The organism is Draconibacterium sediminis (assembly GCF_000949475.1).
GTDB classification, from domain to species: Bacteria; Bacteroidota; Bacteroidia; order Bacteroidales; family Prolixibacteraceae; genus Draconibacterium; species Draconibacterium sediminis.
In genome coordinates, this window is the sequence record NZ_JRHC01000001.1 from 403,434 (window position 1) to 421,226 (window position 17,793).

Sequence of the window (17,793 nt, forward strand, 5' to 3'; positions counted from 1 at the left end):
ATAAAAAATTAGTATAAAGGAAGAGAACAGCAGTCAGACATATATGTCGCTGTAAATGATTAAATAACAAATGCACTAAAAACAAAACCGATGCTACGGTTAAATCAACTTTCTGAGCGCTTTGAGCTATTCCTGCATCGTTTAACCGAAGATGAAGCGTTAAGCGATTGGGATAAACTGGGGAAAAAATACATGATGGTGCAGGGCCTGTTTGCCATTACCGGACTAACTATTATGCTGGTTGTTTCATGGATTATTTCGGCCAAATTGATCTTTGAATTTTGCTTTATTTATATTCCTATCGTTTGTGTGTCGACAACCATTTTCTATTACTCACGGAAGATGGATCTGGCAATCAAACTGTTTAAAATCCTGATGATTGTGATTTCGTCGGTGTATGTGGCGCGCATGGGTGGCTTGTTAACGTGCGGAGGTTTGTTTTTGCTTTCTATACAGGCGGTCACCAGCTCGGTGATTTTACGCAAACCAAGGCTTATTTTGCCGGTAAGTGTGGTGTTTGTGATAGCCATGCTGGCCTTGTTTGTTCTCGATCCGTATTTCCCGAAAGAACAGGCGCTAAACCCGCAACAAAATCTGCTTTTCTTTTTTGTGAGCCTCCTAATTATTACCGGTTATATTTTCTTTTTTAGTCTTTATGCCGTAAACCTGTTTACAAAAATGGAGGAGCGCGAAGCACAAAGACAGAAAGAAATGAACGATGCAAAAACCCGACTGTATACCAATATTACACACGAATTTCGTACTCCATTAACTGTAATTCTTGGGTTGGCCGATTCGCTGCGATCGGTGAAAGAAAAGAGCTGTCAGGCAAAAGCTGATACCATAATTAAAAATGGCAAAAGCCTGCTGCAGCTTGTCGATCAGTTACTGGAACTGAGTAAAATGGAATCGGGGAACCTGTCGGTAAAAAAGATACACGCCAACATTGTTCCGTTTTTGCGCTATGTGTTTCAGTTGCAGGAGTATTATGCCGAAGAGAAGAAATTGAAACTGACATTTGAGGCGGATTCACAGCATTATATGTTGGATTTCGATCCGGAAAAAATAACGGTTATCGTTTCTAATTTACTGGGTAATGCCATTAAATTTACTCCGGCGGGTGGATCGGTAAAAATGCATGTGCTGGTTGAAAACGGAATGTTGAATATCATTGTGAGTGACACCGGTATTGGAATTCCTCCAGAAAAGCAAGATAAGATATTTGATCGTTTTTATCAGGCTGATGACAAAAATACCCGAAAGGTTGGTGGTGCCGGGATTGGACTGGCACTTACCCGTGAGTTGGTTGCATTGCTTAACGGTACTATCGAGGTAAATTCTGTACCCGGAAAAGTAACTGTGTTTAAAGTAAAATTGCCTGTAACAAGTGCTTTGCACATCAAAGAATTTCTGCTGCCCGAGCAGGAAACAGAAGATAGAGAGTTGGCAGAAATACATTCTGCAGAGAATAAACATGCAGGCAAGGAGCGTTTGCTTATTGTTGAAGACAACCCCGATGTTTTAGGTTATTTGCAAGCCTGTTACAGCGATTATTTTAGCATACAGTTGGCAAAAAACGGCAAGGAAGGTTACGAAAAGGCGGTGAATGAAATTCCGGATGTGGTGATCAGCGACGTAATGATGCCCGAAATGGATGGTTTTGAACTCTGTAAAAGACTAAAAGAAGATATTCGCACCAGTCATATTCCAGTTGTTTTGCTAACGGCAAAAGCCGATATCCCTTCCCGTATTGAAGGATTGGAGCATGGTGCCGATGCTTATGTGGTTAAACCTTTTAATCAGCAGGAATTACTGGTACGTCTGCAAAAACTGCTTGAGCTTCGTAAAAGACTCTACCAACGATTTAGTAAAGGCAATGGCTTTGATTACAGCACCGACCCGTTGATGCAGCGCGAAGACCGTTTTATGAAAAAGCTGCATTCGGCCATTAGCGAAAACCTCAACAACGAAGATTTTAACGTACCTGAACTTTGTGAAGAAATGGCCATGAGTAAATCGCAGCTGTACCGCAAGTTTAAGGCACTTACCAACCAGTCCGTGGCACGATATATACGGTCGTTACGAATGCAGAAAGCAAAACAGCTGTTAAGCACTTCATCGATGAATATTACCGAAATTGGCTACGAGGTGGGAATGAAAAGTTTAAGCACCTTCAGCCAGGTGTTTAAAGAGGAGTTTGGCGAAAGTCCGCGCGAATTTCTGCTGCACGAAAACGAAAAAAGCTACAACTAACAGCCGGGAAAATTCAGGAAGTATTTGGGAAAAACCGGAAAGCCTCCTGAGGCATTGTACAGTACATTGCAGATGAGTTTAATCCAAAAAATGTACTACAATGAAAACAAAAATCTTAATTCTGGTCTTATTCAGTATATTCTTTTTGACCGCCTGCCAGGATGAATTTGAAGCGCCTGACACTGCTGCTTTTTTACCTGAAAAAGCAGCAATAGCAGGAGAGGGAACTATCGTTACTGAAATGATGCATGTAAAAGCCCTGGAAGGTAATCTTTTGGGCGATCCGGTGGACCGAATGATTCGCGTGTACCTTCCAAAAAGTTACTATACCTGTCCGGAGAAACATTTTCCGGTAATTTATTTCCTGCATGGTACACCGGCCTGGGGCGGCATGCTGATGGAACCCGAACCATACGAGTTCTTTTATCTGTCGGCACAACTTCCGGCCCGTGTTGATTTCCCTGAAGAAGGATTTTTACCCTGGCTCAATAATTTGGTGGACAACGAGGGCATGAAAGAGGCCATTATCGTTATGCCTGATGCACAAACCAAATACGGTCCGAGTCTTTATGTGAATTCTTCTGTTGAGGGAAATTACGAAGATTACATCGTAAATGAATTGGTTAGCTTTATTGATCAAAAGTATCGTACGATACCGCACTTTAACTGGCGCGCCATAAGCGGACATTGTGCCGGTGCAATAGGCTCCTTGAATATTGCCATGAAACACCCAAAAGTATTTCGTTATGTGGGAGCTTTGTCACCTTCTCATTTTCCTGAACCATTGATTTTATTCATGGCTAATGTAATGGCCGTAGAAGACGAGATGTGGGGAGTTGAGGGCCCGCTGCCGTATGATCCTTTTGCTCCTTTTAAATTTATAAACAACGGTGCTGTAATGTTGGCACAGGCCTGGTTGCCCAATCCTGATAATCCACCATATTATTGCGATTTACCTGTTGAATTTATTGATGGAGAACCTGTTATCATTCCTGAGTTAATGGAAAAGGTGAATGAGCAGGGTTTGCTGGCAATGGTTCAGAAACATCGTATTGGGCTAAAACAGTTGAAAGAAGTTTATTTTGATTGTGGTGTGAACGACAATTTTTACATTGAAGCTAACACCATGATGCATGAACAGCTTGATGCCATGAATGTTAAACATCAGTTCGAGACGTATGACAATCCCGGAACACATATCAGCAATTTGTATGATAGACTTGGGAAAGCCTGGATATTGTTATCAAATGATTTCCCGGATCATGAGTAATTGAGCTAAAAGATTGTTGTTGATGCAGAGCGATTACTTTTTGAGGCAAAATGATTGATGTATATTTTTGCAACTCCTTTGCTATCTGCTCGTATAGGAGAACAGTTTAAATTGGAGGAAGTATGCACGAAAATAATCTGGCCTTATTATTTGGGGTAATCGCTTTGCTGTTTTTGGTGTGGAACTTTATTATTGTAATGATTATCAAAGACCATCTGCAGCAACGAGGCGAAAAAGTCAATCCTGCAACTATGCATTTTCAAATTTTTTCGATGGCTAAAAAATACCGCGAATTCAATCAGAAAGAGATGGGAACATCGGGCAAACACTACGGTACGTTTTGGATAAGCATACTGTTGTTTGCACTCTTTTTATTGTTGGGAATTTTATTTGTCGCCTAACTACGCCTGCGGAAGGGTAATAATCACAGATGTACCTTTTCCTTTTTCGCTTTCAATATTTATCGTACCCTTGTTTTTCTCAACAAAATCTTTCACAAGAATAAGTCCCATTCCATTACTTTTTTCATTTTCAGTTCCTTGTGAATGACTTTTTGAGCTGATGTCGAATAGTTGATTTAACTTTTCGGAATCCATTCCCAATCCGTTGTCGGTAATTTGTATGGTAACTTCTTTTTGCACCGAGCCGAAAGTTTTTACATTGATTGATCCGCCGCGAGGGGTAAATTTTATGGCATTGCTGATAATATTCCGGACAATCGTTTGAAGCATATTGGCATCAGACAATACTTTTAGTTGGTTATCAGTATCAAGCAAAATGGCTATTTGTTTAAGGTTTGCGGATTGTTGCAGTTTTTCAACCGTATTCTGAATCACACCTTTAAGCTCCAACTCTACGGTTTTTACTTCTATTTTTTCCACTTGCGATTGTGCCCACAGCAACAGGTTGTCGAGCAGATCGCTGATGTTTTCCGAGGCCGACACAAGTAGTTTCAGCAGGTTTTTCAACTCATCTTTTTTCAGCGAATTAAATTCCTGGTGAAGGTGGTCGAGAAAAGCTGTTTGCGTGTGAACCGGGCCGCGAAGATCGTGGGCAATAATGGCAAAAAACTTGTCCTTTGCCTGGTTTGCTTCTTCCAGCTGGTTATTTTTTTGGCGCATGCGCTGGTAAAAAATATAAATTATGCAGCTAATAATTATAGCGAGCAAAACAGCAATTATCATCAAAATTCTTGATGTGCGGTGTTGCCGCAGTTCCAGCCTGTTTATTTCGTTTTGTTGTTCCAATGCTGCAATCTGGCTGTTTTTTGCATCCAGCTCGTAAATTCCTTGCAGCTGCTCTATTTTTATATTGGCGGCACCAAAAAGCAAGGAATCCTGAATGTTGATTTGTTGTTGCTGACAAGCCAGGGCTTTGTCGAGGTCGTTAAGATTGAGGTAGATGTCGCTGAGTTTGGAATAGATGTCGAGTTGAATACTTTTTTGATTGTTAATAATGGCCTGGTCGAGTCCTTTAAGAATGCTTGTTAATCCTGCGTTGGTTCGTTCGGTGTCGATGTAGCACAACCCAATGTACAAATAAAGGGAAGGCTGGCTAAGGTAATCATTCAGCTTAATCTTCGAGTTTAGCGATTGTTTCAGGTATTTTTCGGCCAATGCATAGTTTCCCGATTCATATTCGATGCGGCCCAGGTTTTTATAGGCATTGGAGGTTCCATATTCCGAGTTATTTTCTTCGAAAATTTGTAAGGTATTTTCGATGTATTTACGCGCTTCATCCGTATTCCCCTGCAGTAAATTTAAAATACCAATCTGTTCGTAACAAATCACAACACCGTTTTTGTTTTGGTCTTTTTGTGCCAGTTCCTCATAGGTTTCAAGCGAAAGCATGAAGTATTCCATCGCTTTATCCATAAGCCGAAGATCATTGTATATGCGCCCAAGCAGGTAGGCCGACCAGGCATAACCTTCTGTAAAATCGGCTTTTTCGTAATTCAACCGTGCTTTAATAATGTATTCAATCGCACGGTCGTACAAGCCGTTTACCCTGAAAACGGTTCCCATCATAGAATAGGCAGCTCCAACAACCCGATAATTATCAGACTGACGGCCTGTTTGAATTGCCTGATTAAACGATTGCAATGCCTCTAAATGATGTCCACTGGTGTGTTGATTTATGCCGGTTCGTAAAAAAATATCACTTTGATACCAAAAGTCATCGAGCTGATAGGCTATGTTTAAAGCACTGTCGTAGCAGGCCAGAGAACGGCTGTTGTTGTTAAGATCGTGATAAATACGTCCGAGAGTTAATAAAGCCCTCATTTGTAGCTTTTTGTTATCTCGTTCTTTTGCTGTGTTTAGTGCAGTCCGGGCCAGTGTCAGCGCCTGGTCGTTATCCTCACCCATAAAAGCCATTGCCAAATCAAGCTGTGCGTCTGTTTTTTTCGCTCCCTGGTTATTCTGAATTACCTGGCGAAGGCTATCAACCAAGGTATTTGCGCCCGAAGCAGTACAAAATGCATATTGAGTAATAAAAAGCAGCACAAGAAAAATACTATGGGCTGACTTTCGGATTTTAATCATTGGAGACTTCGTTTTTTTCAAAGTATTCTGCAAAATCTAGTTTATGTAGATTAGTAGTTTAGTAAAAATAGCAATATACTAAACCTATTAACAAAGTAAAATGGAAAACGTGTTTATTTACCATTTCAGAAATTCGCTGCGAATGTATAAAATACAGAAGGAAACGGATCTTAAAACGGCCTTAAAAAAAACTATCGTTCCGGTATGTTTTTGTTTTATTTTTGAACAATGACAGTCACCCTGCATTTGCCAGGTTCTGTAAATACGGGGTTAAAATAAATTTGAGTTGTTGTATGAACTTAACTCAAAATAAACTCTTTCAGGCGTGAAATACCAGCAACGGAATTTCAGTATGGAACACCATTTTACGTGCTAAGCTTGGGTTGAAAAGCCTCGATATCATTCCTCTTTTATGTGTGGTAAGTGCCAGAATATCCACCGGATCGTTTTTAATTGTGCTTTCAAGTGTGTCTAAAACATTGTTTCCCATAATCAGTTTGCACTCAAACTCCTTTTTCTCGTATTTTTTGTGCAAAATATCTTTCATACCTTCCAACCGGGCGATGTCCCAGCCATATTCGTCGGGTAGTCCAACGTGCGCACAAACTACTCTGACTTCATACGATTTTACAATGCTCATTAGCTTGTCAAGAGCGGTAAAGTCCTTTTCATCGAAATTGGTGGCGTACAGCACTTCTTTAAAATCGACAACCGGTTTCGGCTCCATATTTTCGGGGATAACCAACACCGGAACGGGAGCATTGTACATTACATCAGCGGTTACACTACCAACTGTTCCCGGCCACGATTTGTCGCCTCCACGGCCAATCACAATCAGTCGAACAGGTTGTTCGTTGGCAAAGGCCAGAATGTCTTCTTCTGCATAACCGGGCTTAACAATATATTCCGGATTTACTTTTTCCCATCTCTCCGGTCCGATACTTGATACCAAAGGGGTCAGAAAGTTTTTAAACTGGCGATTGGCCTCTTCTTCTGCATCCTCGGTTTGTTTTAACAGGGTGGTGTCGTACGGATAAATGTCGCCGTATGGAATTGAAAAGCGCACCGGACTTATGTACGAGTGCATAATTACCAGCTTGGCATTCAGGTGTTCGGTAATGTTAAAAGCCATTTCAACGGCTTTTTCCGATACGGTAGAAAAGTCAATGGGTACAAGAATCTGGCCGGGTTTGTTTACTTTTTTCTGTTTTCCGGCTTTTAGTCCCAGCAGTAAGTCAACTTCTTTAAAGGCTTCGTTCAGGTCGTTTTCCAGTATTTTAACCCGAACAGTTGAGGTGGCTGCTCCTTCAATTAAATGTACGTCTTCAAGCTCACATTTAATTCCTTTTTCCTCTAAACGCATTTTCAAAATATGGGCGCGCGCCAGAGGTAATACTACGATTGTAACTAGTTTTTCACTCATGGCCAATTAATTTTAGTTTCTATATTATTTATATGGTTTTAAGACCGATTAGTTTCAGAAAATGACTGAAATCTTGTGCACTTGGTATTTTCGAAGGGCTCACGTATATAATGGTTATGAATTGATTTAGAGAAGTGGCAAAAGAATAATAACTTTGAGTTTTGCAAACGGATTTGTTACCCAACAGGTCAGTATGCTTTTTTTAGCAATAACCAATTAAATTTAATAGTATGACCTATGTTCCAAATGAATCGAGATACGATGAAATGCTGTACAACCGCTGCGGAAAATGGGGGCTGAAACTGCCTGCCGTTTCGTTGGGTTTGTGGCATAACTTTGGCGGAATTGATGTTTTTGAAAATGGCCGGGCTATGTTGCACCGGGCTTTTGATTTGGGCATTACACATTTCGATTTGGCCAATAATTATGGTCCGCCACCGGGATCGGCCGAAGAAAATTTTGGTAAAATATTGAAGCAGGATTTTAGTGCTTACCGCGATGAGCTGATTATTTCGAGTAAAGCGGGTTATCTGATGTGGCCGGGGCCTTATGGCGAATGGGGAAGCCGCAAGTCGGTGCTGGCCAGTCTCGACCAGAGTTTAAAACGTATGGGATTGGAGTACGTGGATATTTTTTATTCGCACCGCCCAGACCCTGACACGCCGCTGGAGGAAACAATGATGGCTCTTGACCGTGCAGTTCGCTCGGGAAAAGCCTTGTATGTGGGTATTTCCAATTATCCGGCTGATATGGCCAAAGAAGCGTCACGTATTTTGAAAGAACTTGGAACGCCGTGTTTGATACACCAGCCAAAATATTCGATGTTTGTTAGGTGGGTGGAAGACGAGCTGCTGGATGTACTGGAGGAAGAGGGAATTGGATGTATCCCGTTTTCGCCACTAGCCCAGGGTTTGCTTACCAATAAATATTTGAAAGGAATTCCGGAAGGATCGAGAGCAACCCGCGAAGTATTTCTTAAAAAAGAACACGTTGAAACGGCACACGATAAAATTGTGGCTTTAAATACCATTGCACAGGAACGTGGCCAGTCGTTGGCGCAAATGGCACTGGCATGGGTATTACGCGATAAAAGAATTACAACGGTACTGATTGGCGCCAGCTCGGTAAAACAAATTGATGACAATGTGAAAACGCTAAAGAACCTTAGTTTTTCGGATGAGGAATTGGCAGCCATTGAAAAGGTATTAAAGTGATAGTTGAAGAGTATAAAGCATAAAAAAAGGCTCGCAATTGCGAGCCTTTTGTTCTATAATACCGTTGGTTTACATTCCAAATAACTTTTCCAATCCCCAGAAGAGACTGAAAATAATTGCCATTCCGGCAATAGCACCTGCGGCCAAAGTAAAAACAAAGTTCAATGGCAGCATTTTTTTCTCATTCTCAGTGTTCATCTTAATGACGATCTGATTCTGATTTGCTTTCGTTTCCATTCAATATATATTTAATTACCCAATCCTAAAAAATGTAAATAGTTTAATTGTTATTTTCTGTGTATTAGCAGATCGGGCTGTTTCTAATTTTATCTTCCCAGTCTAATAAAAGACTTAAAAGTATGGTACAAAGGTATGGCTTTTTTGTTAAACATGCCAAAAAGCATGTTTTCGACGAGTGGTTTGTTAAATTCGTGTTACGTGGGTGTTGCAGAATAGAATGGAATGATTCGTGAAAAAGGCGTCTGAAAATATGGGCATTATGTAGCAAAAAGAGGAGCTTAAAAAAAGCCCCTCTTCGTATCATTTTTTATGTATTTTCTTATTAAGTAGCCGATTCGAATTGTTTTAAAAACCGAACATCGTTTTCGAAGAAATGGCGGATATCTTTAATTCCGTAACGCAACATGGTAATACGTTCGATACCCATTCCAAAAGCGAAACCAGTATATTTTCGGCTGTCGATATTACACAGTTCCAATACGTTCGGATCTACCATTCCACAGCCCAGAATTTCGAGCCAGCCGGTGTATTTACAAACATTACAACCTTTGCCACCACAAATCGAGCAGCTTACATCCATTTCGGCACTAGGTTCGGTAAACGGGAAGTACGAAGGACGCAGACGAATTTTTGTGTCTTCGCCAAACAACTCTTTGGCAAATTGCAATAAGGTTTGTTTCAGGTCGGCAAACGAAACATTCTCGTCAACATACAAACCTTCAATTTGGTGGAATATACAGTGCGAACGTGCCGAAATTGCTTCGTTACGGAAAACACGTCCCGGGAAAATAGCACGAATAGGAGGTTCGGTGCGCTCCATAACGCGGATTTGCACACTTGAAGTGTGAGTACGCAACAGTACATCCGGATCTTTTTCAATAAAGAAAGTATCCTGCATATCGCGGGCAGGGTGCTCCGGCGGAAAATTCAAAGCTGAAAACACATGCCAGTCGTCTTCAATCTCAGGGCCTTCGGCAACTGTAAATCCAAGACGGGCAAAAATTCCGATAATCTCGTTTTTAACCAGCGAAAGCGGATGACGGGTTCCCAGTTTCATGGGCTCGCCCGGCATGGTTAAATCCTGTCCGGCCGATTCGCTGCCATTGTTCTCAAAACCTTCTTTTAGCGTGTTAATTTTTTCTAAAGCGAAAGTTTTAAGTGTGTTAATGGCCTGTCCAACCTCTTTTTTCTGTTCAGCAGGAACAGTTTTAAAGTCGTTGAATAATTGGCCAATCAATCCTTTTTTGCTGATGTATTTTATGCGCAGCTCTTCTACCTCTTCCTTGCTTGAAGCTACAATAGCGTCGATTTCTTCCTGTAATGCTTTGATTTTGTCTAACATCCTTGTTCGTTTAAACTGAGGTGCAAAGATAATGATTCAGTTTTAGTGAATAAGAACAGGGCACAATATTTTAGACTGATTTGCCGGGATTCAGGTTTTTAACTACTTTTGCGCCACATTTATGGTACTTACTTCAATGGATACCTGCCTGTTTGATAACCGGAAAACAGGAGTTGGGATTTGTTGAAATACAGAATTTATAAAAAAATGGTCCCGTAGTTCAACGGATAGAATAGCAGTTTCCTAAACTGTAGATATGGGTTCGATTCCCGTCGGGACTACTTTTTAAAATTGTAATTGCCTGAAAGAGAGGATTAAAGATCTTCTCTTTTTTGTTTTTAGTCAATATTTAGTCAACGAATTAAAAAATCTAAGACTCAAGCTTAATGTTACAAACTCGTATCATCTTGCCTCAATGTTATTATCGTTATTAGAGAGTACGTAAAATGCAAAGACAAATTATAGAACTGAGTATAATTGAAGCAATATTAATTAAAATGTATATCTGATTTAGAAGATTCAATTTAGTGGATATTCTTTCATTAATTCGTAGGATTTATAATCCCCAAATTCTCCAGCTTTGCTCCAATCTGAATGAGCTTTATATTTGTCATTAGTATTATATTTTGCCAATCCACGTATTCTATATAGATATCCATCTTCTGGTGATATTGAAATTGCCTTATCAAAAGCTCTTATTGTCCCAAAGTTATCATTCAAGAAATATAGAGATAAGCCTTTGTATTTATATAATTCTGACTCATTTGGATAGGAGGGTATAAGTTCGTTTGCTTCTTTCAAACAGCCCATATAATCTTCTAAACTATATTTTGTTTCAAGTACCCAAACCCTATAATTATAATCTGATCGAATCTCGGGATAAACAACAGCCAATCTATCCAAATCCTTTAATAGTTCAATGTAATTTTTTAATCTGTAATTGATTATGGCACTTAGTCTGTAGTACTTTTCAAGTTCATATGTGTCCGGACTAATTTTATTAACATACGATATCTTTTTCTTAATATAATATTTTGCAATTTCAAGATCTCCATCTGTTTCTAACAAACATCGACTTTTCATATAAAGTGCATCATAAGTATCAAAGTGATATTCGCTATTAATTATTGAAGCCAAACATCTATCTGGTAGGGTTCTTAAGACTTCTTCAAACTTTTGGTTTTCAAATAAAAATTCAGCTTTCTTCAAATAAGCAAGACAACTGTGATCATTTTCAATGGTTTTATCATAGAATTCCAAAGCCTTTTCATACATTTCAAATGCAGCATAGACATCTGCCTTGATTGAATATGGAATATATACTTTATCAGGGCTTAATTCTTTATAAACAATAATTAATTTTTCTGCATAATCTATGGATCGTTCAAAATCCCCTGAATCTTTATAAATGGATGTCAAATACTCATAAGAATGAATAAGATTTTTTTTGTCAAAATCCCCATATTTCTTAAAATCACTTATTGCAATGGGCATTTTGTCAGTTAATGGTTTTCCTCCTCCCGCGAATGAGAATTTGCTATTATAGATTAATTTTGCTCTTTCAAAATATATCGATGCATTAGTGGGATCTTTCTCTAATGCCATGGATAGATTGTCGAAGGCTTTTTCTCCATCCCAGCTTCGATAATTTAAGCCTTTCATATAATAACCATAAGCGGAATCTGGATACATTTCTACAAAATCTTCAATGCATTCTGGAATTTTATAGAATGAGTGGTCGTATTTGATGCAGCTATCCAGTTTGGCTTTAGCTAAATTATAATCTGGGGCAATAATCTTTTCTATTGCAGCAGATCCTCTTGCTTGTGATTGAGAGTATAATTGTAGATTAATACATAGCAATAAGAAGATAAAAATATTTTTTTTCATTGTATTTATTTTGCTTCAAGATTCACTTTTCTTGTAAAGAAATGGTCTATGAATTAATTTGTAAAAAAGTCATTTTCACTAATTGTTTTGCCTTCTAAGTTGCCATTCTCAACAGCGAAAAGTGTCACCTCATATTGTGTAAGATCATTTTTAAATGAAAACCAATCATCAGAATTTGCAAATGTTTGAAATGAAACGTTTTTTTCAAATCCTCCGACAATCGTTTGGTTAAAATTATTTTTTTCAGGATTGAAATTATTACCAAAAGCCACTTTAAGAAAGTAAACTCCATTAGCTATCCCATGCATTGTATAATTGTTTCCTTTATTTACGTAGATGTTTTTTATTACACGATTTGAATTTGGTAAGCATAAAAATATAATAGCGTCCCTATCATTGGTATTTTTAAAAGTAATTGAATTATTTGTTCCCAAAGCAATTTGATTATAATCATTAAATTCTTCATATGGGATAAAACCATCTCTTATGGGAAATCGGAAGTATTCATTCAAGTCTATTCTTTTCTTATAGATTGTGTTCAATTCATCAACACTCTGACTTAAGGTATACCTTGAAATCAGATTGCTTATGATGCTCAAATAGTGATAGTTGCTAACTTTTTTTAGTTCTGTAAGATAATCTTTGGTTATAAATTTCTCCAAATATGGGCGAAAATCATGATGAATTTCAACAATCAAAATATCTAAATTATCTAACTTTTCATCACAATGGAATACGTTCTTTAGTGTGTCGATTTTATATATTTCATTATAAAATTTATCATATTCAGAAGGAAGTTCACTGAATTTTCCTTCTAACTGTTCGTAAAGTTTTTTGCAATTTTCGGGATTTTGCATTTCAAGTTTTAACTGCTCATATGACAATTCGGAATCTAAATTTGTCTGATTAATAAAGTTGTGGATATTTTTTAGAAGCACTTCTGAATTTTGAGGAGGGAAGAAATACTCAAAACATTCTTTTGTGGTGGGGAGCTTATCTCCGATTACTATTAGTACAAATGCGCTAACTATGATAATGACAACTTTGTTTTTATAAAAAAACTTCTTACTCATAATGGATTATAAATTGAATGTTGATTTCTTTAAAAATGCAGTAAGGCAGAATCTGGTCACATTATAATGTTTTAGGTTTGGTAAAATAAAAATAATATTGATAATATGGAATCCTAATTGGCGAATTATGAAAAAACACTTTAGCCGTAAAGACGGTTAAGAATATTGGTACATTAAGAATTGATGGATCCGATCAACTTCATACTTAGTTCATTCTGCCATTTTCTAACATTAGCATCAGGAATATCAATTCTAATCAAACTGCATGAAAATTCAGGAGCTTCTTTAAATTCAGGACAAAACTTTCCAGGACAGGAATCCATTCCATTACCCGGGTAAACAAGAGCTGTATAAGACGAATTGTAGTACTTTGAATACACATACATTTGTTTCAAATCGTCATCAGAGGGACGGTTATCTTTCAAAACCTTCCATTTTGTATCCAGCACGTAGGTTGCTTCACCATGTTCGATCACAATATCCGGTTCTATAAATGCTCGATTGCCGATTTCTGGTTTCCAGAATGGTTTTCTTATTTTGCCTTTAACTCTGATGTCCTTCGGAGCATATTCTTTTAAACTTTTTAGAATAAACCGCTCCCAAAGAACATTCATATCGAAAAGCAGTGCCAAAACATTATTCTGTCCTTTACTTAAATCAGGGTGATAATTTAAAAGAATAAGCCTTGCGATATTTAATGCTTCACGGTACGGTTCGGTCTTTCTGCTAAAGGTTAATCTGTTAAAGGTATTCTCGGTTACTTTAATAGAAGAAAGTTCTGGAAATGCCATTAAAAGACTTTCTATTCGGCTTTGCAGAGCCGAGGAGGTATTAATGGTTTGGATTACTTTGAGAGCAGCCAATAATATTTGGTTGTGTATATTTTCCCAGTCGTAAGTTTGATGATTGACAAAGAATCGTTCCTTATGAATAATATTGTGTTGTAGTTGTTTTGGGAAGTGGAGCTTACCTTTCAGTGAGGACCTGTTTCCTTCATCTCTTCTGTATTGCTTTATTAGTCCTTGGTGAATTAACAGTTCCACTTCGGTTATAAACAATTCAAAGTAAAGATCGAGAATAGAATTTGATCTTAATTTGAGATTAGTGGTACCAGCATTAAAAACCTTCACTGTGCCTACGACTCTTAGCATGCTGATTAAAAGTTTTCGCCAATCAATATTTTCACTTTTATCGGTTTTAGGTAATACTTCAATAACCAATTTGCCAACCTGGAGAACACCAACATATTGATTAAATTTTACACCGTTATTAATCAGGGAAAAGTAGTTTGTTCCTCTTTCTCCATAATAACGTTGCAATGCCTCTAGATGATGTTTTTTAAATTCATCATTATCTGACAATTTTAATGCTTGATGTTCAAATACTGTAATTCTATTTTTATTCTTATCGCCCATTATTCCGGATTCACCAGGTCTTTTATCGCCTGTTCAAATTCACCATCTTTCCAATAATGTCTCAATTGTAACACCTGACGGGCATTTAAATCATCAATGGCATCATGAGAAAAATTGGCAAATTTAATGTTATCACCATTATTCTGTTTTTCAAAAAATGCCTCACCTAGCACCAATCCGATCTTCGCCATATCGCCATAAAAATATTCTTGCAGCAAGGGGACAATGTTGCGTTGAAATACATTCTTCAATCCCTCCAAATCATCAACTGACAAGAAATAGCTATGGCCTATAAGGTGATCTTTGTCCAGTAACTTTTCAATTCGACCATTAATGGTTTCAAGTATAGTTAATAGAGAAATACCTGCGACTTCATTTTCCAACTGGCTGAGTTCATAATTTGGAGGCATTTCAATAAACGAGAATCTTCTTCTCAGTGCTGTATCCAAGGCTTCCACACTTCGGTCTGCAGTGTTCATGGTTCCTATGATATAAAGGTTTGAAGGCACTCCAAAATTCTTCTGTTTACTGTAAGGCAGTGATACTGTAATTTCTTCTTTGGCTCCAATACGTTTATCGGACTCCAACAATGTGATGAGTTCTCCAAAAATCTGTGCAATATTTCCACGATTTATCTCATCAATAATCATTACATACTTATCCTCTGCAGCTGTAGTAGATGTTTCTCCTCTTTCTAAAAGCATTTGTAATAATGGCTCATAATACGACTGCATTCCTCCCTTAATAATTTCATTTTTTCGTGCCAGGTACATATTCTTTAGAGTCCCAACATTCATTGTATGCTTGCTGTTACCAGTATCTTTATCAAAGAAGATAGTTCGATCATTAACATCTGTTATGTGGTACGATGATTTTTTCATTTTCACCTGGATGTACTCTCCTTCGGTTAACGGTTCTAGAAAGTTGTTCCACACTTCACTAAATGGTAAAAGAGCAACGCTTTCTTTCGATCGTCTATAATTTAATTCTGCGTTCTCCGATATGACCTTAAACAAGCCTTCTTTTACTTCATATTGTAAATCACCTTCAACTTCAACAGGCTTAATTCCTTCAACAAAATCTTCATAGCTCATGCTTTGGTGAAAAGTTGTAAAGACAATTTGTCCACTTTCAACCAAAGTCTTATATCGTCCTAATACCTCTTGTCTGTTCTCTTCACTTTCAGTTTCCAGCTCTTCCAATTCTTTACCTTCAATAATTGCTAAAGCATGGTTAATAGAATTGTATGTTTTACCAGTTCCTGGAGGTCCGAAAAGGATTTGATTTAAAGGATATTGATTGGATTCTTGCTTCAGCATCTCTTTATAGCCTCCCTCAATAACAGCCATCAACCGTTCATAATATTTTTCATACTCAGCATGTTCAGAAGAATACTTTGTAATATCTGTTAAAGTCTTTAATACGAGACTGTGGTCAAGTTTCCAATTTCCTTTTGTTTTCCAATCTACTTGTCTGCAACTCTTAAAATTATCTCTGTTTGTATCGAAGTAGTAATCGGAGTCAACAATTCCGTAGCCCAGTAATTCTCCCCTGCCTTTTTTAACCAATATTACATCTCCAATATTAACTCTGTTGATGAAATCATCGTTTGCAGAAACGTCATTTTTCTTGGAGCCCTTACCTCCATATGCACTTATTAATTTATCCCTAATTTCATCTCTTGTTTCGTATTGTGTTAAATCACCAAGCTCTTCCCATCCTAATGCCATTATTCCCTTTTCATAAAACTCCTCCCATTTGAATGCATTTTTGCCTGGAGAATACAACCAATATCTTTTATTAACTATGTTTTCGGATGTACCATTGAGTTTATTCATAAATATTTTTTTTATGTCAGATTCTTTAGAAACTTCTAAAATGGGATACTGCCAATTTTCACCATCTATAGGAATGGGGCCTTCGTAAATTTGACTTTTTATTAGCCAATCGACGTCAAAGGTTCCGTTTTCAGGGTTAATTTCTTGGTTAATAATACCTAGACCCTTTATTTGCATAAAATTACTGTCATCTGTTGATTTTACTACAACATAATCACCCTCTTCCATCTGTTGAAACAAGTTCAGACATATTGGATCATCTGAAGGCGGAAATCCAGTTTCCCAGAAAGATTTATCAAACAGATTTTCAAGTGTCTGTTGATTGTAGATAAGAGGATTATGCTCTACGGCCCAATATCGGGTTTCCGGAGTTCTATTTATCGAAGATTCATATAATATGTTCTGAGCCAATAGCAACAAATTTGGATCATCATAACAATCCTTGTCTTTTTGCTTTTCAACTAACTCCAAAAGCTCTTTATCATTTTCAATATAAAGCGATACAAAATCTTTCAACAACTCAATATAATGCACATATTTCTCTCTCGTTTTTGCAGTTTTCTCCCCAATTAACTGGCAATAGTAATTGTAAATTGAGCTTTTATAGATTGGATACTTATCTGGATTGTGATAACATAAATATGCTGCAATAGCCCTTTCATCCTGATGGTGGTTTTGGTCTGGATTTAACTCTCGGTAAACAGAAAGAGTGTTCTTATTAAACTGTTTTACTCTTTTAATTAATGGGATTTCCTCGTCAAATAGAGCCTCAAAACATTCACGGGTTTCAGTAGGACGGTCAGATGCTAAATGCACTAATACTGCCTTAGATAGGTGATATATGAGATTGCTGAAATCAGTTTGTTTTATTTCATCTGCAAGGTCACTTGCCTTAATATTTGGGCGACCACGATATTTCTTAATAAGTTTCCATTTATAAATCTCGTCATTTAACCCTGCTGTTTTTAAGCGATTCTTATATTTTGAAACCATTTTCAGAACTTTATCAGTCGCTTTTTCAACAATCTCAAATCCCAGTTCTCGGAGATAATGGTTGGTTGGCTCTCCTCCGGTTATATTCCAGATTCTTTCCCCATTCATTTCCTCGTGGGCATACCTTAAGATATCCTTTGCTGGATAAACTTCACCATCGATGATCACATCAAATTTCGTCGACTTCTTTAGCTTAATTTTTTGAGAAGAAATACGGTTAGCTGCTGCCAATACATTTTCTCTTGTAATATTTTGTGGTTGAAAAGGCATGATTTTCTGTTTTATTGGTTTATCGGAAA

General features: G+C 37.7%; 12 protein-coding genes and 1 tRNA gene. 5 read left to right on the plus strand and 8 right to left on the minus strand.

Going from position 1 to position 17,793, the window contains the following annotated elements:
* Nucleotides 1-90 precede the first annotated feature (90 nt).
* From LH29_RS01595 to LH29_RS01605, 3 genes are all read left to right on the plus strand, one after another.
* The gene (locus LH29_RS01595) at nucleotides 91-2,253 is read left to right on the plus strand and encodes a hybrid sensor histidine kinase/response regulator transcription factor (RefSeq protein WP_052670532.1); all 2,163 of its coding nucleotides are present in this window, start codon (nucleotides 91-93) and stop codon (nucleotides 2,251-2,253) included.
* Between the two features lie 100 nt (nucleotides 2,254-2,353).
* Nucleotides 2,354-3,523 carry an alpha/beta hydrolase gene (locus tag LH29_RS01600; protein ID WP_045025810.1) on the plus strand — a complete coding sequence of 390 codons (1,170 nt, stop codon included), beginning with the start codon at nucleotides 2,354-2,356 and terminating at the stop codon, nucleotides 3,521-3,523.
* 122 nt (nucleotides 3,524-3,645) lie between these two features.
* Complete coding sequence (locus LH29_RS01605) at nucleotides 3,646-3,924, plus strand: hypothetical protein (protein WP_045025811.1); 279 nt, start codon at nucleotides 3,646-3,648, stop codon at nucleotides 3,922-3,924.
* Here the strand turns inward: LH29_RS01605 and LH29_RS01610 are convergent, their stop codons facing one another.
* Together LH29_RS01610 and LH29_RS01615 are read right to left on the minus strand one after the other, a co-directional pair.
* On the minus strand, nucleotides 3,925-6,066 hold the full coding sequence (locus LH29_RS01610; RefSeq protein ID WP_045025812.1) for a tetratricopeptide repeat protein: 2,142 nt from the start codon (nucleotides 6,064-6,066) through the stop codon (nucleotides 3,925-3,927).
* Between the two features lie 319 nt (nucleotides 6,067-6,385).
* The gene (locus LH29_RS01615) at nucleotides 6,386-7,489 is read right to left on the minus strand and encodes a universal stress protein (protein WP_082063373.1); all 1,104 of its coding nucleotides are present in this window, start codon (nucleotides 7,487-7,489) and stop codon (nucleotides 6,386-6,388) included.
* Between the two features lie 230 nt (nucleotides 7,490-7,719).
* On the opposite strand from LH29_RS01615, the gene mgrA reads away from it, so the two are divergent.
* A complete protein-coding gene (gene mgrA, locus LH29_RS01620; protein WP_045025814.1) occupies nucleotides 7,720-8,703 on the plus strand; it encodes an L-glyceraldehyde 3-phosphate reductase in 984 nt (327 codons plus the stop codon).
* 69 nt (nucleotides 8,704-8,772) lie between these two features.
* Here the strand turns inward: mgrA and LH29_RS24500 are convergent, their stop codons facing one another.
* Nucleotides 8,773-8,940: a hypothetical protein gene (locus LH29_RS24500; RefSeq protein WP_157493528.1), complete on the minus strand. Its 168-nt coding sequence runs from the start codon at nucleotides 8,938-8,940 to the stop codon at nucleotides 8,773-8,775.
* Between the two features lie 325 nt (nucleotides 8,941-9,265).
* The gene (gene pheS / locus LH29_RS01625) at nucleotides 9,266-10,285 is read right to left on the minus strand and encodes a phenylalanine--tRNA ligase subunit alpha (RefSeq protein WP_045025815.1); all 1,020 of its coding nucleotides are present in this window, start codon (nucleotides 10,283-10,285) and stop codon (nucleotides 9,266-9,268) included.
* Nucleotides 10,286-10,494: 209 nt separating this feature from the next.
* On the opposite strand from pheS, the gene LH29_RS01630 reads away from it, so the two are divergent.
* Nucleotides 10,495-10,566 (plus strand) — tRNA-Arg (locus LH29_RS01630).
* 238 nt (nucleotides 10,567-10,804) lie between these two features.
* On the opposite strand, the gene LH29_RS01635 is transcribed toward LH29_RS01630, so the two are convergent.
* The 4 genes from LH29_RS01635 to LH29_RS23545 form a co-directional block, all read right to left on the minus strand.
* Nucleotides 10,805-12,175 (minus strand): tetratricopeptide repeat protein, encoded by a 1,371-nt coding sequence (locus LH29_RS01635; protein ID WP_045025816.1) that lies wholly within the window; start codon nucleotides 12,173-12,175, stop codon nucleotides 10,805-10,807.
* A gap of 53 nt (nucleotides 12,176-12,228) precedes the next feature.
* Nucleotides 12,229-13,248 carry a hypothetical protein gene (locus LH29_RS01640; protein WP_045025817.1) on the minus strand — a complete coding sequence of 340 codons (1,020 nt, stop codon included), beginning with the start codon at nucleotides 13,246-13,248 and terminating at the stop codon, nucleotides 12,229-12,231.
* 173 nt (nucleotides 13,249-13,421) lie between these two features.
* Entirely contained in the window at nucleotides 13,422-14,663 is a 1,242-nt protein-coding gene (locus LH29_RS01645; RefSeq protein ID WP_045025818.1) for an McrC family protein, read from the minus strand.
* Nucleotides 14,663-17,764 carry an AAA family ATPase gene (locus tag LH29_RS23545; RefSeq protein ID WP_052670534.1) on the minus strand — a complete coding sequence of 1,034 codons (3,102 nt, stop codon included), beginning with the start codon at nucleotides 17,762-17,764 and terminating at the stop codon, nucleotides 14,663-14,665. Before LH29_RS23545 ends, LH29_RS01645 begins: the two co-directional genes overlap by 1 nt.
* Between the last annotated feature and the right edge of the window lie 29 nt (nucleotides 17,765-17,793).

Bases quoted from the DNA above. Each gene is read 5' to 3' on its own strand.
- LH29_RS01645 (WP_045025818.1), bottom strand. From the start codon at position 14,663: ATGGGCGATAAGAATAAAAATAGAATTACAGTATTTGAACATCAAGCA.
- LH29_RS23545 (WP_052670534.1), bottom strand. From the start codon at position 17,764: ATGCCTTTTCAACCACAAAATATTACAAGAGAAAATGTATTGGCAGCA.
- LH29_RS01595 (WP_052670532.1), top strand. From the start codon at position 91: ATGCTACGGTTAAATCAACTTTCTGAGCGCTTTGAGCTATTCCTGCAT.
- LH29_RS01640 (WP_045025817.1), bottom strand. From the start codon at position 13,248: ATGAGTAAGAAGTTTTTTTATAAAAACAAAGTTGTCATTATCATAGTT.
- pheS (WP_045025815.1), bottom strand. From the start codon at position 10,285: ATGTTAGACAAAATCAAAGCATTACAGGAAGAAATCGACGCTATTGTA.
- LH29_RS01605 (WP_045025811.1), top strand. From the start codon at position 3,646: ATGCACGAAAATAATCTGGCCTTATTATTTGGGGTAATCGCTTTGCTG.
- LH29_RS01615 (WP_082063373.1), bottom strand. From the start codon at position 7,489: ATGAGTGAAAAACTAGTTACAATCGTAGTATTACCTCTGGCGCGCGCC.
- LH29_RS01600 (WP_045025810.1), top strand. From the start codon at position 2,354: ATGAAAACAAAAATCTTAATTCTGGTCTTATTCAGTATATTCTTTTTG.
- LH29_RS24500 (WP_157493528.1), bottom strand. From the start codon at position 8,940: ATGGAAACGAAAGCAAATCAGAATCAGATCGTCATTAAGATGAACACT.
- mgrA (WP_045025814.1), top strand. From the start codon at position 7,720: ATGACCTATGTTCCAAATGAATCGAGATACGATGAAATGCTGTACAAC.
- LH29_RS01635 (WP_045025816.1), bottom strand. From the start codon at position 12,175: ATGAAAAAAAATATTTTTATCTTCTTATTGCTATGTATTAATCTACAA.
- LH29_RS01610 (WP_045025812.1), bottom strand. From the start codon at position 6,066: ATGATTAAAATCCGAAAGTCAGCCCATAGTATTTTTCTTGTGCTGCTT.